Source organism: Algoriphagus terrigena DSM 22685 (assembly GCF_000429445.1).
GTDB classification, from domain to species: domain Bacteria; phylum Bacteroidota; class Bacteroidia; order Cytophagales; family Cyclobacteriaceae; genus Algoriphagus; species Algoriphagus terrigena.
The window spans coordinates 170,669-188,811 of the sequence record NZ_AUBW01000008.1; the positions used below are offsets into that span (position 1 = coordinate 170,669).

The following is an 18,143-nucleotide window of genomic DNA, read 5'->3' on the forward strand; positions in this document are numbered from 1 at the left end:
TTAGAGCGCTTTGCTCAAAATCCCCATCAACTCTTCCAGGTATTTTTGATCGGTCTCGTCAAAATCAGCCAATTCATCGCTGTCCACGTCCAAGACCATGGCTACTTCATTTCCTCTGAAGACCGGCACGACGATCTCAGATTTGGAAGCCGAACTGCAGGCAATGTGCCCTGGAAAAGCATCTACATCCGGAACCAACTGGGTTCTTGCTTCTTTCCATGCCGCGCCGCAGACCCCTTTACCGAAATTGATCCGGGTGCAGGCAATCGGCCCCTGAAACGGGCCCAATACTAGTTGCTCATCTTTGACCAAGTAAAAACCCACCCAAAAGAATCCAAACGCTTCTCTTAAGGCCGCAGCGATATTGGCTAAGTTGGCGTAGAGATCTGGCTCGCCCGTGATCAATGCTTCTATTTGAGGGATAACGGCCTCGTATTTTTCGGTTTTGGTTGCCGCATCTGGGACAAATAAGGACTCAGCCATGGTGGTAAATGTTTAAAATGTCTTCGCCGATGTTAAGTGTTTCAGTCGGTTTTTGGTTCAAAATCGGCGCTGGAATCCCAGCCTCAAAGCTGCTCTTTCCGGTGAAAACCCGTGCTTCGTCCCACAATCCGCTGGAGATAAACTGAGCCAAAACCCGACTTCCACCTTCCACGATCAGGCTCTGGATTTTTTTTGAATTCAGATCTTTTAGGATTTCCAAAATGGAAAATTCAAGCCCCAGATTCACAAAAACCGAGTTTTCGTCCGTTTTGGATTCCCTTGAGTTGTAGCAAATCGTTGGAATGCTCTTGTCAAAAAGATGCAGACTTTCCGGCAGGGCCAGATTGGAATCGAGGACAACTCGAACCGGATTTTTCCCGACCCAATCGCGAACGTCTAATCGGGGATTGTCGTGCAGCGCGGTGTTTTTCCCTACCAGGATCGCATCTTCCTCGGCCCTCCATTGATGGACTAGCTGTCGACTTTGAGGGCCGCTGATCCACTTGGAAGTGAAGTCTTCCCTCGCTACAAATCCGTCTTGGGTTTGTGCCCACTTCAGGATTACGTAGGGTCGTTGCTTTTCGATCTGGGTGAAAAAACGGCGGTTTTGCCAGCGGGCTTCCTTTTCCAAAACTCCTGTCTCGACCTCTATTCCGGCATTTTCTAAGATTTTGATCCCTTTTCCACCGACCAAAGGGTTTGAATCCTGGGCGGCGATGACTACTTTTTTCAGCCCTTTTTCCACCAACAGATCGGCACAGGGCGGAGTTTTGCCCCAGTGGGAGCAGGGCTCCAATGTGACGTAGGCCGTTGATTCTTTGAGCAATTCTTGATTTTGGACGGAGTTGACGGCGTGGACTTCGGCATGTGGGCCGCCGTAGATTTGGTGGTAGCCTTCCCCGATGATCTTCCCATCATGAACGATCACGCAGCCAACCATCGGATTGGGACTGACGAAACCTTTTCCCAACTCGGCAAGCTCCAAAGCCCGCAGCATGAAGCGTGCGTCCTGGCCGGTCATCTTTTTTCCAGTGTGATTCGCTCCAAGGTCGTCGTTTTTCCAGATACAACTGACACGTTGAGAAGCGTGTCTGCAAGGTACTTGCTGTCCTTGGGATTGATGTAGACCGTGTACGACCCTGGTTCCAGTCGAAATTGGAAATTGCCGGACGTATTGGTATGAGTGCTCACAGAATCCTGATCCTTGATCGCGTAGATCACCGGTTGAAGCTCCGCTGGACTGGTAATCCCCGCAAGGTCTCCTCTCCCGATGCCTGTAAAAGCCTCGATGGTCGGATTAAAATATAGCGTCAATGGGTCCGGGTCGGTCACCCGAATGGACTTTTCCAGGTCAAAATCGATGATCAGGTCGTAAGAAAATCCATTCTCCAGATCGACAAGGAGGGGTTGCGAATAATCAGTATTTCCGCCCGGAAGCTCCAAAGGATACCGATCTTCATCCAGATAAAGTGCATTTGCCGGGCCTAGTCGCAGTGTAATTCCGGTGATTTGTCCCAGATGCATCTCACTTCTGGCGACCGGAAGGGCGACGCCTCCCACCAGTTGGGAAATGTCGATTTCCTTGTCTCCCGGCTCGTAGGGAAGAAATATTTTCTGAATCTCCCCATCTCTGCCGTTCGGGACAAAATCGAGCTCTACGCCTTGAATCTCCACGATCACCGAATCCCATTGGGCGGGCGCATCGATCAACACGATGTTGACTAACGCTTTTGGGCTGTCGTCGAAGTCTTTACACGACCAGATGAGCAGAAGAAAAATTAAAAGCAGTAGGTTTTTGGTACGATTCACGGCCTAAATTTAGTCCAAAACTTTTCATTGCAGGGGTAGTGGACATTGGGGGGAAAAAAAATTGCCGGATTTACCGGCAATTTTTCTTAGGGCTTATGTTCCAGTGTGACAGTTTCCGGTGTGGTGACATCGTCCTCTGTCACTGTGATATCGGTCAGGGTCTGAGGAAGGTAGTCTTCATTTGGAGTAAAAGTGATCGAATAGGTCCCGGGAGCGAGGCCCATGATCGAGTAGTTCCCGGTTTCGTCCGCAAAGGAATTGACTTCCGTTCCCTCACCCGTGACGGTGATCTGAACTGGCTCGGCTTCCAGCGGAAAAACTTGTCCCTGGATTCCTTGAGTTTCCTGAAGATAGGCTCTTAAGACTGGCTTGAGTATCACATTTCCGGAGTTTCCAGCGGTGACGATTGATTTGGCCGCGTCGAAGTCGATGACCAGATCGTAGGATTCACCGCCGTGAATCTCCTGGTCGACCTTAATTTTCAAGCCGCTTTGCTGAGCGCTTGGTGTTTTTAGGCTGATTTCCTCGCCATCCTTCATGAGGTAGTTATTTTCTCCCAACATTAGTCTGATTTGGTCGATTTCTCCCTCTTGGAAATTTTCCGATCCCAGCAGGATCGAGTTTCCGCCTGTTAGATCCAAAAGATTTACCATCTGGGGGCCTTCATAGATGATCTCCTCCCAAGTGTCGTCATTGTCGTCCATTTCGCTGCCTTCGTGGTCAGCCTTCACGCGGAGCGCCAGCACTTCTATCCAGACTTCATCGTACTCCGCGGGGGCATCCACTAGCCGGAAGTTCACTTTTGCTTCAGTGGATTCGGGCTGGTCGTCGAATGCCTCACATGCGGTCGTGAGTAGCAAGATGGTAAAGAGACTAGATACAATGGCTAGTGTTTTCATTTGGTTGTTGCGTTTTGTACAGGCAGTTGAGCAAACCATATCTGTGCCAGATGCGGATTCCTGAAATTTTCCCGGAGGAAATCTATGGAGATTTCTAATTTTGGGCATGATGAAATGGGAGAAGCTTCTGGCAGACGGAAGATTTGGAGACAGCCTGCGGGCAACGACCTTGGATACGGCCAGAAGCGAATTTGAAATTGACTATGACCGGGTGATTTTTTCGGCTCCATTTCGGAATCTGCAAGACAAAACGCAGGTGTTCCCGCTTCCGGATCAGGCTTTTGTCCATACGCGGCTGACCCACAGTCTGGAAGTTTCCAGCGTGGGAAGGTCTCTGGGCAAAGGAGCGGGTGAACTGCTCTTGGAGAAATTCCCGACATTGCATAAACAGGGCGTCACTCCTTCTGCCATCGGATCGATCGTGGCTGCTGCAGCGTTGACCCACGATATCGGAAATCCTCCTTTTGGACACGCGGGAGAGGAGGCGATTTCGGATTTTTTCAGATTGCATCCGGATGGTCTTCGCTGGGAAAAGCATCTCCGAGTTGACCAATGGGCTGATTTGGTGAATTTTGAGGGAAATGCGCAGGGTTTTAGAATGCTCATATCGAAACAGTTTGGGTTGAAGCTGACCTACGCGACGCTGGCGGCGTTCACCAAATACCCCAGACCGAGCCTAATTGCCCAGCGTGACATCGCCCGCAAAAGCCAGAGGAAATACGGCTTTTTTATCAACCAACTGTCTGATTTTGAGCAGATGTGTGGGGTGCTTGGAATCGAAAAGACCAGCGCCGACTGCTGGGTGAGGCATCCGCTGGCTTTTTTGGTGGAGGCGGCCGATGACATTTGCTACAGTATCATTGACTTGGAGGATGGCTGCGCAATGGGCTTGGTGAGCTTTGAGGAGACGCTTGAGCTTTTGAAGCCTATTCTGAAAGGGAAATTCGATCCGGAGAAATTAAAAAACAGAACGAACACCCAAAATCTTGGCGCATTGCGGGCAATGGCAATTGGCCAGCTGATCGTCGAAACTGTAGGCGTCTTTGGGCAATATGAGGAGAATATGCGCAAGGGTAATTTTGACAAGGCCCTGACGGATATTATTCCATCAGCCAAGGCTCTGGCCGAGATCTCTGCAGTCTCGGTTCAAAAAATCTACCGGAGCAAGGTGGTTTTGGAAAAAGAAGCTGCGGGCTTCCAGGTCTTGGAAGGCTTGCTTTCGATCTTTTCGAGAGCGCTTTACCACCATTTCTACCAGCCGGATTCTTTCTCGGGCCAGGATAAAAGTGTGCTTCGTCTGCTGCCGGAGGATTTTCCCATGAAAGGCTGGGGAGCTGAAGTCAATCCCTATCCGATGCTAAGGACGTTGGTGGATCATGTCTCGGGAATGACAGATAAATATGCCCTGAACTTGTATCGAAAAGTCAACGGGATCTCTTTCCCGGGCATTTGATAACTATCAAATCTGTCGGATTTTATCCCCCAGCTCGTGATTGGAAGCTTTTTTGGCAAAGAAAAGCCGGTGCAGGATAGACCCACACTGGCGATTTCTTTCTGTGACGTTTACGCTGCGACTGTATCTACCGCGGTGGTGTCCATCATCGTAGTATCGGCTGGCGCCTCCTCGATGACCGGAGCCGGTTCCTCGATCGTTTCTTCTTCTATCACTTCTTCTTTTTTTGCTCCGCAAGAAGCAAGTGTGGCTGCGGTAAAGCCGACAGCAAATACCATCAATGTTACCGATTTGAATGTTTTCGTAATCATAGCAAGGGGTTGATTAGGTTAGAGTATTTTCACCCAAAAGGGGTGAAATGTTACATAAAATTAAAAGATATAGATCAAAAACAAACAGGTTTTCAAAGAGATGTGAATTTTTTTGAAAATCCTGAAGAGTTTTTACACCCGATTTTTTGAATACAATATCCGTGCCTTAATCCTGCTCGCCCTTTTCTGCCCAATCGATCACTTCATCTTCGAGGTAGTGGGGATAGATCTTACGGTGCTGTTTCTTGACTTCGGCGAGCAGTGATTCCCGGAATTCCTCCACATTCTCGGCGGAAGCCGCGGCCATAAATACCGGCTTGATCCCGGTTTTCTTTTCGTAGGCGTCACTGAGCGCTTTGAAGTCGACATAGCGGGTCTCCTGCAGCTCGTGCTCGCTGATGTGCTGTGCCTCTTCTTCGGAGGGCATCTGCAGTACCAGGTCGATTTTGTTGAAAACCAGTAAAACCGGTTTGTCACCTGCCTTGATTTCGTTTAGCGTCTGAGTGACCACGGCGATGTGCTCTTCAAAGGCGTGATGGGAGATGTCGACTACGTGCACCAGCAAATCCGCTTCACGAATCTCATCCAGCGTGGACTTGAAGGACTCAATCAGGCGTGTGGGAAGTTTGCGGATAAAGCCAACGGTGTCTGAAAGCAGAAACGGAATCGTGTCCAGGACGACCTTTCTCACTGTAGAATCCACCGTGGCGAAAAGCTTGTTTTCGGCCAGGATATCTGTTTTGGTGATCAGGTTCATCAGGGTCGATTTGCCCACATTCGTATATCCCACCAGTGCAACGCGGACAACGCCGGCGCGGCCTTTTCGCTGGGTAACGCCCTGTTTTTCGATTTCTTCCAGCTTTTCTTTCAGCAAGGTGATCTTAGCCCGGATGTCCCGCTTATCGGTTTCTATTTCTTTTTCACCCGAACCACCCCGAGTTCCGGTCCCGCCTCGCTGCCGCTCCAAGTGAGTCCACATATTCGTCAATCGTGGCAAGAGATATTGGAATCTGGCCAATTCTACCTGGGTTTTGGCTTGGGCGGTCTTTGCCCGCTGCAGGAAGATATCGAGAATCAGCAGGGACCTGTCATAGATCTTGACTTTGATTTCATTTTCCAGGTTTCGCATCTGCGAGGGAGAGAGGTCGTCGTCAAAGATGACCATGTCGATCTCAAAATGCTCGACATAAGCTTTGATCTCTTCCAGTTTACCCGACCCGACAAACGTCCGAATGTCTTGTTTTTCCATTCGCTGGGTGAATCGGTGGACCGTCTTGGCACCCAGCGTCTCTGCCAAAAAGGCGAGTTCGTCCAGGTGTTCCTCGACTTCCTGCTCACTTTGCTGTTGGCGTATCAGCGTGACCAAGATCGCGGTCTCTTGCTTGGGTGCGGTATCGTGGAGTTTTTGGAGTTTTCTTGAAAATTTACTCATATCGGGATCTTTTCGGGTACTTAGAAGGTCAAAACAGCGAATTTGGTTCCGCTTTTTCGGAAGATGTCAGTGAGAATCAAGTTGCTGGAATGGAGGTGGTCAAACTGAATGGGGCAAATTTGGGCATAATTCCTTAGAATAGATTAGGATAGTCTCTGGCGGAGTGGTTATTTTACCACCTCAAGCCGTAGAATTTATACCCAAAATGGCAGAATTGCGAAGCACCCCGATCTCAGGTCTCCCTGAGATTTTTCCCCACATATTCCCGGACATCAAAGGTTATTTCTTCCAATCCTTTAGACAAGGAGGTCGGTGATGGGATGGCTTGATATGTTCAAAAGAACCCCCGTTGAAATCACGCCGCTGGACCTGTCTTGGCTGCGGGTGGACATGCATTCCCACTTGATTCCTGGGATAGACGACGGATCCAAGACGATGGAGGAATCGCTGGACTTGGTGAGAAGACTGGCTGGATTTGGTTTGGAAAAAATCATCACCACGCCGCACATCATGTCCGAATACTACCGCAATACGCCCGAGATTATCGGGATGGGCCTGGAAGATCTGCGAAGAGCAGTCAAAGCTGAAGGGATCGCCATCCAGATCGATGCGGCGGCAGAGTATTACATGGATGAGATTTTCTTGGAGAAAGTAAAGGCCGGGGAAAAGATGCTCACGTTTGCCGACGATTATATCTTGGTGGAGACGGGATTTATCAACAAGCCCCAGATGCTCCTGGATACAATTTTTCAGCTCGAAATGGCGGGATATAAGCCCATCTTGGCGCATCCTGAGCGATATCAATATCTGATTGCCGATAAGAAGCTCCAAGAAGAACTGATCGATAGAAAGCTGCTCTTCCAGGTGAATTTGCTGTCTTTCACGGGCTTTTATTCCAAGCAGGTGAAGGATTTTGGAGAAATGCTGGTAGAGAGGGGAGTCGTAGCCCTCCTCGGCACGGATTGTCACAACACCCGCTATCTGGATATGCTGGAGACCTTGCCCAAGCATCAGAAAATCTACGAGAAGATCCAAAAACTTGATTTGATCAATACGCAACTGTAGCCGCAGCTAGATGAATATTCTGATTACCGGGATCACGGGACTGTTTGGGAGTCAGCTGGCTAGGGAATTTAGTCTGTTGGGAAATATTCATGGCTTAAAGAAAGAGCAATCGAGTCTGGCACTTTTGCAGGATATTGATTTCCCCATCAAATGGCATCAGGGGGAGCTTTCCGAAGTGGATTCGTTGCTGGAGGCATTGCAGGGAATTGACTTGGTTATTCATGCCGCCGGACTTGTTTCCTTTTCGTCCAGGGACAAAGAGCGGCTTTTTGAAGTGAATACCACTGGCACCACCAACCTCGTCAACGCCATGCTGAGCTCGGGAGTGACCAAGTTGGTGCATGTGAGTTCGGTCGCCGCGATCGGAAGAACTCCGGAATTGAATGTGCTAAATGAGAATTTTAAGTGGATCGAATCTCCTCTGAATACGACTTATGCCGTTTCTAAGTATTGGGCCGAGCTGGAGGCTTGGCGGGGCGAGCAAGAGGGCATCGACCTCATCGTGGTGAACCCGGCTGTTTTGCTGGGCAAGGCCAGCCACACCAAGAGCAGCTCGGCAATTTATTCCTATGTCTTGAAGGAAAACAAGTTTTATCCAAAAGGAGACCTGAACTATATAGATGTCAGAGATGCCGCGAAGCTCACGCGGCTGTTGGTTGAAAAGAAAGCATGGGGTCAGCGGTTTATTCTCAACAAGGAGAGTATCTCTTTTCGCGAGTTTTTCGCAGCGATAGCAGTAGCATTTGGCAAAAAGGGACCGAGCATTCCCTTGACTGATTGGCAGGTGGCGTTGTTCTCGGGGATCGTTTCTTTTCTCCGGATTTTTGGAGTGAAAAACATCCCGCTCAACAAGAAAAGCGCGATGCTTTCCCAGCAAAAAATCTACTTCGAGAACAACAAGGTCCAAGAGCTTTTGGACTATCGGTATTTTTCACTGAGGGAAAGTCTGGATTGGGCCAAAACGCCCTGACGCAAACTAATTTTTCGCCGGATTCGTTTAGGAATAAAGAAACCCAAAAATTACCATCCATTCCGTATCGGGAAAAACTCCTTCGGAAAGGCAAAATTTAACAAAAGCGAACTTTGAGATAGCCGTTTTATTGGTATCTTAAATAAACCATAACACCATCGAATGACCGGAGATCACGATCAAGACTGGGAAGAGGACAAAAAGCTCGTGGAGCGTTTCGAGAATTCCCTTAAATCAAACCTCGACCTCTATTTCGAAGAAGAAGAACTGGAAGACATCATCCGGTTTTACTTTGATCAGCAAAAATTTCTCAAAGCCCTTAGAGCCGCCGAGTTCTCTCTGGAAAAGTTTCCTTTTTCGGTGGAGATTCGTCTGCTCAAAGCGCAATGCCTGATCTTCAACGACGAACTTGAGGAAGGTTTGGGTATTCTGGAAAACCTCAGCAACCTTTCCCCAAACAACGAAGACATCGTCTTGGCGCTGGCCAATGCACACATTCTGGCGGGAAACCATCAGGAAGGGATCGAGCTATTGGAGAACTATTTGCCTATGGCGGAGGACAAAGCCGAGGTGTTTTATTCTCTGGGAAATCTCTACCGCGCCAAAGGCGACAACGCGAAAGCGAGTGACTACTTCAAAGAGGCGGTGAAAAACCGGATCAACCACGAAGACGCGCTCTTCCAACTGGCAATGATCACTGAGGAGGAAGGGTCTTTTGACGAGATCCTCCAATTCTATCAGGAATTTATCGACCAGGACCCTTATTCTGCTGGAGCTTGGTATAATCTGGGCGTGGTTTATAACCGGCTTGGCCGTTTTGAGGACGCTATTTCGGCCTATGAATATGCATTGATCATCGATGATGCGTTCGCTTCGGCGTATTTCAACATGGGAAATTCCCTGATGAATACCCAAAACTACGAAGCGGCGCTGGAGGCCTATCAAAACACCATCAACTGCGAAGGCGTCAATGCCGAAAACTGCTGCTACATGGGCGCCGCCTATGAGAAACTGGAGAAGATTGACGAGGCGTTCAAGTATTTTAAGAAGTCCGCAAAACTAGACGAGGAATACGATGATGCCTGGTTTGGACTGGGGATGTGCATGCTGAAAAAGGAGAAATTTTTCGAAGCAATCCACTATTTCAAAAAGGCGCTGAATCTGAACAAAGACAACGCGAACTACTGGGTCGGTCTGGCCGATGCGGAGTTTAACCTGGGAAATATGCAGGCCAGTTCCGATGCCTACGAAGAGGCTATCAATCTGGAACCCGGCATCATGGAGACCTATGTCAACCTATCGGTAATTTATTTTGAACAAAACCGCTTTGAAGAGGCGATCGATGTAGTCCGGGAGGGAATTGAGGAGGCACCTGAGGAGCCGGAATTGTATTATCGCATGGTTGTTTACCTTGTCAAGATGGGCAAATACAAAGAGGCGTTTTCATATTTAGAAAATGCGTTAACTTTGGACTTTGATAGGCATACCATCTTGTACGAATTGATGCCGGAGCTGAAACAACAAAAGGCCATCTACAAGATCATCGCCCAACACCGGGATGACCATTCCCAGCTCTAAACTTTAAAACCTGGCAAATGAATTATGTGCTGAAGAATATTCCTGTACGGACTGAGAAGCCACGTACCACGGGATTTACTATGGCTATGGACAAGGGTCTTAGCCTTCGGGAAACCGAGGATTTTGTAGATAGCTGCTCTGACTTTGTGGACATTGTCAAATTGGGATGGGCTACCTCCTACGTCACCAAACAACTCAATGAGAAACTAGCTGTCTACAAGGCTGCTGGGATTCCGGTTTATTTGGGAGGGACACTTTTTGAAGCTTTTATTGTCAGGGGTCAATTTGAAGACTACCAACGGGTACTCGACAAGTATGAACTGGAATTTGCTGAAGTATCCGACGGATCTATCTCGCTGAATCACGACAAAAAATGTGAATACATTCAGACGTTGGCTAAGCAGGTGACCGTACTTTCCGAGGTGGGTTCCAAAGATGCCGCCAAGATCATCCCTCCCTATAAGTGGATCGAGCAAATGCAGACGGAGCTTGCTGCCGGTGCCTGGAAGGTGATCGGGGAAGCGAGAGAAGGCGGGAATGTCGGACTTTTCCGTGATTCAGGAGAAGTTCGTCAAGGTCTTGTTGAAGAAATTTTGACGCAAGTGCCAGAGGAAAGAATCATCTGGGAGGCTCCTCAAAAATCTCAGCAAGTCTGGTTTATCAAGCTGCTCGGTGCCAATGTAAACTTGGGAAATATCAGTCCTTCGGAGGTGATTCCCTTGGAAACCATCCGATTGGGACTCAGAGGGGATACTTTTGATCACTTCCTCGGAGAAATAAAGCTTTAAAGAACACACCAAACCTATAGGCTGATCGATTCATCGGTCAGCCTTTCTTTTTGTATATGAAGTCGATCAAAAAATACGCCCTCACCTACCTCAAGGGAATGGCAATGGGTGCCGCAGATATAGTTCCGGGTGTCTCGGGAGGATCTATTGCCCTGATAGCGGGGATCTACCAGGAGTTGCTGAACAGTATCAATTCTTTTTCGCTTGAGAATCTCAAGCTGTTGGGAAGATTTGAGTTAAAGGCTTTTTTCAAAGCGGTCAACGGTGCTTTTCTACTGAGTCTCTTACTTGGGATTCTGACCAGCATTTTTGCGCTTTCCAGTGTGATTACGTACCTGATGGCTAACCATCCGATCCCGCTTTGGTCGTTTTTTACCGGACTTATCTTAGTCAGTGCATTTTTGATTTTGAAAGACATTAAGAGATGGCATTTGGGAATCGTATTGGCAGTCTTAATCGGGGCTGCAATCGCTTGGTGGGTCACCAACCTGCCTCCCACCACCACTCCCAACGCGATGTGGTTCACCTTCGTATCCGGATCTATTGCGATCTGTGCTATGATCCTTCCGGGAATTAGCGGGAGTTTTATCCTTTTGATACTAGGCCAATACGAGCCAATCCTCGAGGCGGTAAAGGATCGAAATATCTTGAAGCTGGCGGTTTTTGCGCTAGGTTGTGCCGTGGGTATCCTCAGCTTTAGCCGGGTTGTGTCCTGGCTTTTGAGAAAATATCACTCTGTCACCATCGGTTTACTTTCGGGATTTATGCTCGGATCGGTTAATGAGCTTTGGCCGTGGAAATTGGTCCTTTCGTGGAGAACCAGTTCTTCAGGCGAGCAGAAACCTTTTCTTGACGAAAATGTGCTTCCCGGAGACTACTTGGAGCTGGTCGGCAAAGAACCGCAACTGATGGCGGCGATTGCTGCATTTGCTTTTGGGATCGTTTTGGTTTTGGCAATCGAATGGCTTGCTTCTAAACTGCTGGACTGATGAGAAAATTTGGCCTGATCGGATATCCGCTGACGCATTCTTTTTCGAAGAAATACTTTTCTGCAAAGTTTGAGAAAGAATCCATCTGGAATTGCCAGTTTGACCTTTATGAGATTCCCCAAATCACGGATCTTGAACCGATCTTGGGAGAAAATCCAGAGCTGGAGGGCATGTCGGTGACGATTCCTTACAAGCAGGAGGTCATTCCTTTTTTGGATGAGTTGGATCCTGCCTGCGCGGCGATAGGCGCGGTCAATTGCATCCAGTTCCGGGACGGAAAGCGAAAAGGCTTCAACACGGATTACATCGGTTTCAAAAATTCCCTGCAAGGTTGGCTGGGAGATATCCTTCCAAACGCGCTTGTGCTCGGGACCGGCGGTGCGTCCAAAGCAGTGAAAGTGGCATTGGCAGATCTTGGAGTGACCTTTCTTTCCATATCCAGAAGCAAAGGGGAAAACCAGATCACCTACTCGGATCTTTCAAGCGATCCGGAGATTTTGAAAAATTATCCGCTGATCATCAACACGACGCCACTGGGGACTTTTCCCAAAACAGAAGAAATGCCCGAGATCCCGCTGGAGATGCTCAATGCGTCACATCGCGTCTACGACCTGGTGTATAATCCCTCCGAGACGACTTTGATGAAAGCCTGTGTCGAAAGAGGTGGTAAAGCCAAAAACGGCATGGATATGCTGGTGCTGCAGGCTGAAGCTGCTTGGGCAATTTGGAATTCCTAGTTTGGCGTTATGAAATCGACCACGACGAAAAAGGCCATCCTTCTCATCCAATGCCCTGACCAGAAAGGAATCGTAGCGGAAGTCTCCCGGTTTTTGTATTCCTACAATGGAAACATTCTGGAGGTAGATCAACATGTGGATGTAGAGATGGGGATGTTTTTCATGCGGGCGGCTTGGGAGTTGGATTCTTTTTCTCTGGGGAAAGATGAGATCCTGTCCAGCTTCGAAGCAGAGGTCGCAGAGCGTTTCCGCATGGAGGTCAAGCTTCATTTTGATTTTCCAAAGCCGAGAATGGCAATCTTCGTCAGCAAGCTGTCTCACTGTCTTTTCGATATTTTAGGTCGGCACCACGCTGGCCAGTTGGAAGTAGACATCCCGATGGTGATCTCCAATCACCCGGATTTGAAGACGATTGTGGAGGCTTTTGGGATTCCATTTTTCCACGTCCCGGTCACTGCTTCAGATAAAGAGACGATTGAGGCGCAACAATTGGAGCTTCTCGCCGCGCACCAAGTAGACTTTATTGTACTGGCCCGCTACATGCAGATCGTGTCGGGTGAGTTCATCCGACATTTCCCCAATCGGATCATCAACATCCATCACTCTTTTTTGCCGGCATTTGTGGGAGCAAGGCCTTATCACGCTGCCTATGAGCGGGGTGTAAAGATCATCGGAGCGACCGCCCACTATGTGACTGAAGAACTTGACGCGGGTCCGATCATAGAACAGGAAGTGGCGCGGGTGCGGCACCACAATACCATCGCTGAGCTGGTGCAGATCGGACAAGACGTGGAAAAAGTCACGCTATCCAAGGCAATCAAATACCATATTGAGCGGAAGGTCCTGTCCTTCAGAAATAAAACAATTATCTTCTATTAATCTTTTGCCAATTGCTTCCTGTGGGAATATTGGTGATTTTTCGGGTATGGAAAAATCAACTGAAATCATCCGCTGCCCCTGGTGCCTTGGCTTTTCCGAGTACGTGGCCTATCACGACACCGAATGGGGAGTGCCTGTCTATGACGACCGAATCCATTTCGAATTTTTGATATTGGAAAGTGCCCAGGCGGGATTGAGTTGGGCGACTATCTTGAAAAAGCGGGACGGCTATCGCAAAGCATTCGCAGATTTCGACTACAAAATTGTTGCGGAGTTCCCGGAAAGTTATGTCCAGGAATTACTTCTAGATCCCGGAATCATCCGAAATACCTTGAAGATTAAAGCTGCGATCAACAATGCCCGCTGCTTTATGAAAGTTCAGGAGGAATTCGGCTCTTTTTCAAATTACATCTGGGGTTTTGTCGGCGGAAAGCCAATTCAAAATTCTCTGAGATCAATGGGAGGAGCACAAGCTACTACGCCGGAATCCGATCATTTGGCTAAAGACCTCAAGAAGCGTGGATTCAAGTTCCTCGGAAGCACCACCATCTACGCCCATATGCAGGCGACAGGTTTGGTCAACGACCATTTGACCAGTTGCTTCAGATATGAGCAAGTGAAGATTTAGACAAAGGCAAAGAAGGCCAGCCAGACCAAAAACAGGATTGGGAGAAGGATTGGGATCGTAAATCGGATCAGATAGCCAAAGAAGGAAGGCATCTTGATACCGCTCTGCTCGGCGATGGATTTGACCATGAAATTGGGACCGTTGCCGATATACGTCATTGCTCCGAAGAATACCGACGCGATGGCGATGGCAGCCAACTGGAAGGTCGTATCAGTGTCATTCATCGAATTGTCGGCAAACTCACGGACCTCAGCAATACTGTTGATATTGGCACCTTCAGACGCCATGGCCGCAGCCAGGAAGTTGAGATAGGTCGGAGCATTGTCCAGTACGGCAGAGAGGGTTCCGGTACCCCAATAAAGCGTATTGACGGTAATCATCTCAGCGCCTTCTGGCGACTTGGCGAAATTGCCCACCAGTTCCAAAGCTGGCATCATCGTCCCAAATATTCCCACGAAGATAAAAGCTACCTCCCGGATCGGCTCAAAATTGAATTCGTTTCCTTTGATGGCCCGCTGGTCGGCAAACTTGTAGGAAAAGAATGCAACAGAAAGCATGATCACTTCTCTCAGATAGGAGAATTTTTGCCCGTCATACACGATGGCAGGCACTCCTTCGATGACGTTGGGGTCCAAGAACACCGCGCAAATGATGATCAGCAACCAGCCGAAATTTTTTGCCCCGATGAGGGTGAATTTGTTGGTATAGGTGATTTCTTCGGTGTATTCGTCCTCATTGGCTTTGCCCAGCTTGCGATCCAGGAAGTAAAATCCGATGGCCAGCAGGATCAAGGCCATCGCCCAAGCCGGCCAGTTGTGCTCGATCGTCCAGAAGAACGGCACGCCTTTCAAGAAGCCCAAGAACAACGGAGGATCGCCGATCGGGGTCAACGAACCGCCGACGTTGCTCACCATCAGGATAAAGAACACGATGTGATAGGCTTGGATATTTCCTTTGTTCAATCGGATAAACGGGCGAATTAGCAACATCGAAGCGCCGGTCGTGCCGATCAGGTTGGAGACCACGGCGCCGATCAAGAGCAAAGAAACATTTGCCAGCGGTGTGGCTTTTTTGTCTATCTCAATCAAAATCCCGCCTGAAGCCACATAGAGGGAGGCAAGCAGCGCAATAAACTGGATGTACTCGGCCAGCGCATGCACTGGGGCGTGGACATTTCCCAACACAAACAGGTAGTAGAGCACGACTAAAATCGAAAACCCGACCGCCACTTTTGGATAGTTGTGATGCCAGAAATGCTCATAAAAAAGCGGTCCTGTGGCTATCATCAACAGCAAGGTGACAAATGGGATAACCAACCAAGCCGGAGCGTAATGATGAACTTCGGCGTCGATGGGATCCACTGCCCCGTCAATGTGCCCTTCAGAGGCATCCGCCTGAGCGATCAATTCTGGAGTATTTTCTGCCAAAAAAGCATACGAATCCGCCGGGTTGACCATTCCAAAAAACAATATTCCGAAAAGTATGGATAAACTTATAAGATATTTCTTCATTTGATCGGTTTGATATGCTTGGGCGTACTTTTCGGAATATTAAGCAAATTATAATCGGGGTCTTTCCTGGATTGCCGTTCGCTAAACTACTGATTTTGATGCAAACTGTCCAACATATGAAAGAGCTGGCACAGGAATTCATCAAAAATTAACTCAGGACAGGGATCTTGCGGTACGGTTTTACACGAGTTGTGTCAAAGCTATTTTAAAGGACGTTTGAGCCAGTTTGGTTTTTTGGGGATTTTCAGAAAACGTTTTTTCCATCGCAGTTTTGATGGTGTGGGACACATCCGCGAAAATCGCCTGGTCCGTGACTTCGGCATCATCACTCATCAGGTAGGCAAATACACGGGCCATCCCGCAGTTGGCAATGAAATCGGGGATGACCGCGATCTTCTTGTCCGCCCAGACACCGATGGGACCAAAGAATATCTCCGAATCGGCAAACGGTACATTGGCACCGCAGGAGATCACCTCCAAGCCGGCGGCTACCATCCGGGATACTTGGTCCTGAGAGAGTAGCCTTGACGCAGCGGCGGGAATGAAGATTTCACTTTTCAGATCCCAGATGCTTGCGTTGATTTCTTCAAAGGGAATCAGATCTTCTGCTGCCAGCTTGTTTCCAGTTCTTTTCAGGAAAAGCTCTCGGATTTCATCCAGTTGGAATCCTTCGTCTTTGATCAATCCTCCCTCCCGATCGATGATTCCGACGATTTTCACACCGGATAGGGCCAGAAAGCAGGCGGCAGCAGCGCCTACATTTCCCCATCCCTGGATGATTGCGCGCTTATTCCGGATGTCTCCACCCCAAATCGAATAATAATGAGATACCGCCTCGGCCACACCATAGCCGGTGATCATATCGGCAACCGTATATTTTTTCGGACCGTTTGGGGTAAACTTCGGATCCTCCAGCACCTTGGACACGCCCTGTCTCAATTGCCCGATCTTTCGGATCTTTTGCGGTTCATTGGCGTGTAAGTGGCCGTTGACGATTCCTTCCTGCGGATGCCAAAGACCATAAGATTCGGTGATCGGGATGACCTCATGAATTTCGTCCACGTTGAGGTCGCCACCGGTTCCATAGTAATTTTTGAGCAGGGGCATCACTGCCTTGTACCAGCGCTCCAAAACGCCCGCTTTTCTGGGATCAGCTGGATCGAAGTTGATTCCCGATTTTGCTCCGCCTATCGCCGGACCAGACACCGTAAACTTTACCTCCATTGTTTTGGCCAGCGACTCAACTTCCCGCTTATCCAAACCTTTTCGCATTCGCGTTCCCCCGCCGGCTGCACCGCCGCGAAGGGAGTTGATCACCACCCAGCCCTCGGCTTCGGTTTCCGAATCACTCCATTCAAATACAATCTCGGGTTTCTTGTTTTCAAATTTCTCCAGCAGGTCCTGCATTGTTTTTTGGGTTTACATTTTGGCCCAAAAATAGAAAAATTACCGGTCAGAGATCAATCATCTTCGGACGGCCGATCAGCCATAGATCGTTCCGCCACAGCTATCTCTGGAGGCACCCGTCACAGAAGCGAGACAGTTGACTTCGCCTCGAAGCCGCAAAACTCCCAAAAAGGCGAATATCAGCGCCTCTTTGAACTCGATCAGCTGGGTAGGCGCGTCAAAAAGCTGCCAATCTCTTTCGAGGTAGTGATCGAGACGCTCGATAAAGTAGGTGTTGAAAGCGCCTCCGCCGGTGATCAGCACGAGCGGGGATTTTTTAGTGGAAAAAGTCCGGATCACCGAGGCAATCTGGAAGGCGTAGTGCTCGACCAAGGTGCTCAGTTTGTCAGCGGGACTTAGGTGAGATCGCTCGACCAGTGGAAAGTAGTCGTTCTCCATTTCCTCCCTACCCAGCGATTTTGCGGATTTTTTGGAGTAAAAAGGAAGCTCGTTGAGCGCTTCGAAGAGCGGCAGGTTGATCTCACCCGAGCGGGCGATAGAGCCTCCATCGTCGTAGCTTTTCCCAAGTTTTTTGGATTCAGCGTTGAGAGGAAGATTAAACGGGCAGCAGTCAAATGCGATGCGGGAGCCGTCGTATTCCATGGAAATGTTCGCAATTCCTCCTAGGTTGAGGCAAAAGTCCACGCTTGGAAAGAGCAATTTGTCGCCGACCGGAACCAGGGGCGCCCCCTGTCCACCTAGCTGGACGTCTCCCATGCGGAAGTCATTGATGACTTGCAGACCGGAGGCTTGGTGTAGCGCCCAGCCGTTTCCGATTTGCAGGCTGAGCCCCTTTCCCGGCTGGTGAAAAACCGTATGTCCATGCGATGCCACTGCCATAGGCTTTAGGCTAAACTCCCTGCAAAAGTCTCTTACCTGGGTTCCCATCCATTTCCCAAAATCCACATCCAACTGGGACAATTCCAACCCGGAAAGCGAGTGGGCACGTGCTAGATTTTCCCCCAACTCACTGGGAAAAGGGCGGGTCTGTGCCTGAGCAATCTCAAAGCTCCATCCGTGCTCATTCTCAAAATTGACAAAGGCGATGTCAAGACCGTCCCCGGAAGTTCCCGACATCAATCCGATCAAGTTATATTTTTCCGAGGACATGGGTTAAAGATTGTTAAGTGCAGAGGCGAGCCAAAGATAAATTTAGTGACTGAAA

18 protein-coding genes are annotated in these 18,143 nt (G+C 49.0%); 9 read left to right on the forward strand and 9 right to left on the reverse strand.

Translation table 11 applies throughout. From position 1 onward, the window contains the following. The 4 genes from G459_RS0109095 to G459_RS0109110 all read right to left on the reverse strand — a co-directional run bounded on the left by G459_RS0109095 (position 1) and on the right by G459_RS0109110 (position 3,191). Positions 1-483, reverse strand: a complete 483-nt coding sequence (locus tag G459_RS0109095; protein WP_026967377.1) for a GAF domain-containing protein — start codon at positions 481-483, stop codon at positions 1-3. After that, positions 476-1,504, reverse strand: coding sequence for a bifunctional diaminohydroxyphosphoribosylaminopyrimidine deaminase/5-amino-6-(5-phosphoribosylamino)uracil reductase RibD (gene ribD, locus G459_RS0109100; protein ID WP_026967378.1), 1,029 nt, complete (start codon positions 1,502-1,504; stop codon positions 476-478). Before ribD ends, G459_RS0109095 begins: the two co-directional genes overlap by 8 nt. Continuing rightward, on the reverse strand, positions 1,501-2,292 hold the full coding sequence (locus tag G459_RS0109105; RefSeq protein ID WP_026967379.1) for a DUF4382 domain-containing protein: 792 nt from the start codon (positions 2,290-2,292) through the stop codon (positions 1,501-1,503). Before G459_RS0109105 ends, ribD begins: the two co-directional genes overlap by 4 nt. Before the next feature lie 86 nt (positions 2,293-2,378). Then, positions 2,379-3,191 carry a DUF4382 domain-containing protein gene (locus G459_RS0109110; RefSeq protein WP_026967380.1) on the reverse strand — a complete coding sequence of 271 codons (813 nt, stop codon included), beginning with the start codon at positions 3,189-3,191 and terminating at the stop codon, positions 2,379-2,381. Between the two features lie 106 nt (positions 3,192-3,297). Between G459_RS0109110 and dgt the strand changes: the two genes are divergently transcribed. Further along, positions 3,298-4,644 carry a dGTP triphosphohydrolase gene (gene dgt, locus G459_RS0109115; RefSeq protein WP_026967381.1) on the forward strand — a complete coding sequence of 449 codons (1,347 nt, stop codon included), beginning with the start codon at positions 3,298-3,300 and terminating at the stop codon, positions 4,642-4,644. A gap of 110 nt (positions 4,645-4,754) precedes the next feature. Here dgt and G459_RS0109120 read toward each other — a convergent pair whose 3' ends face one another. Together G459_RS0109120 and hflX are read right to left on the reverse strand one after the other, a co-directional pair. Beyond that, on the reverse strand, positions 4,755-4,955 hold the full coding sequence (locus tag G459_RS0109120) for a hypothetical protein (RefSeq protein WP_026967382.1): 201 nt from the start codon (positions 4,953-4,955) through the stop codon (positions 4,755-4,757). Positions 4,956-5,121: 166 nt separating this feature from the next. Continuing rightward, positions 5,122-6,387: a GTPase HflX gene (gene hflX, locus G459_RS0109125; RefSeq protein WP_026967383.1), complete on the reverse strand. Its 1,266-nt coding sequence runs from the start codon at positions 6,385-6,387 to the stop codon at positions 5,122-5,124. Positions 6,388-6,702: 315 nt separating this feature from the next. Here hflX and G459_RS0109130 point away from each other — a divergent pair, with 315 nt between their 5' ends. The 8 genes from G459_RS0109130 (at position 6,703) to G459_RS0109165 (ending at position 14,021) form a co-directional block, all read left to right on the forward strand. Beyond that, the gene (locus G459_RS0109130) at positions 6,703-7,452 is read left to right on the forward strand and encodes a tyrosine-protein phosphatase (RefSeq protein WP_026967384.1); all 750 of its coding nucleotides are present in this window, start codon (positions 6,703-6,705) and stop codon (positions 7,450-7,452) included. A 10-nt stretch (positions 7,453-7,462) separates the two neighbouring features. Continuing rightward, complete coding sequence (locus G459_RS0109135; RefSeq protein WP_026967385.1) at positions 7,463-8,422, forward strand: NAD-dependent epimerase/dehydratase family protein; 960 nt, start codon at positions 7,463-7,465, stop codon at positions 8,420-8,422. A gap of 162 nt (positions 8,423-8,584) precedes the next feature. Continuing rightward, a complete protein-coding gene (locus G459_RS0109140) occupies positions 8,585-10,000 on the forward strand; it encodes a tetratricopeptide repeat protein (RefSeq protein WP_026967386.1) in 1,416 nt (471 codons plus the stop codon). Positions 10,001-10,017: 17 nt separating this feature from the next. Then, a complete protein-coding gene (locus tag G459_RS0109145; protein ID WP_026967387.1) occupies positions 10,018-10,788 on the forward strand; it encodes a phosphosulfolactate synthase in 771 nt (256 codons plus the stop codon). A 56-nt stretch (positions 10,789-10,844) separates the two neighbouring features. Continuing rightward, complete coding sequence (locus G459_RS0109150; protein WP_035455493.1) at positions 10,845-11,777, forward strand: polyprenyl-phosphate transporter; 933 nt, start codon at positions 10,845-10,847, stop codon at positions 11,775-11,777. Then, a complete protein-coding gene (locus tag G459_RS0109155) occupies positions 11,777-12,514 on the forward strand; it encodes a shikimate dehydrogenase family protein (protein ID WP_026967389.1) in 738 nt (245 codons plus the stop codon). Before G459_RS0109150 ends, G459_RS0109155 begins: the two co-directional genes overlap by 1 nt. A 9-nt stretch (positions 12,515-12,523) precedes the next feature. Then, positions 12,524-13,393, forward strand: a complete 870-nt coding sequence (gene purU / locus G459_RS0109160) for a formyltetrahydrofolate deformylase (protein ID WP_026967390.1) — start codon at positions 12,524-12,526, stop codon at positions 13,391-13,393. A 46-nt stretch (positions 13,394-13,439) separates the two neighbouring features. Beyond that, positions 13,440-14,021 carry a DNA-3-methyladenine glycosylase I gene (locus tag G459_RS0109165; protein WP_026967391.1) on the forward strand — a complete coding sequence of 194 codons (582 nt, stop codon included), beginning with the start codon at positions 13,440-13,442 and terminating at the stop codon, positions 14,019-14,021. Here G459_RS0109165 and G459_RS0109170 read toward each other — a convergent pair. The 3 genes from G459_RS0109170 to G459_RS0109185 all read right to left on the reverse strand — a co-directional run bounded on the left by G459_RS0109170 (position 14,018) and on the right by G459_RS0109185 (position 18,088). Continuing rightward, positions 14,018-15,532 (reverse strand): sodium:proton antiporter, encoded by a 1,515-nt coding sequence (locus tag G459_RS0109170; RefSeq protein ID WP_026967392.1) that lies wholly within the window; start codon positions 15,530-15,532, stop codon positions 14,018-14,020. The two genes, G459_RS0109165 and G459_RS0109170, sit on opposite strands and share 4 nt — an antisense overlap. A gap of 180 nt (positions 15,533-15,712) precedes the next feature. Beyond that, entirely contained in the window at positions 15,713-16,939 is a 1,227-nt protein-coding gene (locus G459_RS0109180) for a Glu/Leu/Phe/Val dehydrogenase dimerization domain-containing protein (protein ID WP_026967393.1), read from the reverse strand. Positions 16,940-17,014: 75 nt separating this feature from the next. Then, a complete protein-coding gene (locus tag G459_RS0109185) occupies positions 17,015-18,088 on the reverse strand; it encodes an anhydro-N-acetylmuramic acid kinase (protein ID WP_026967394.1) in 1,074 nt (357 codons plus the stop codon). Positions 18,089-18,143: the final 55 nt, after the last annotated feature.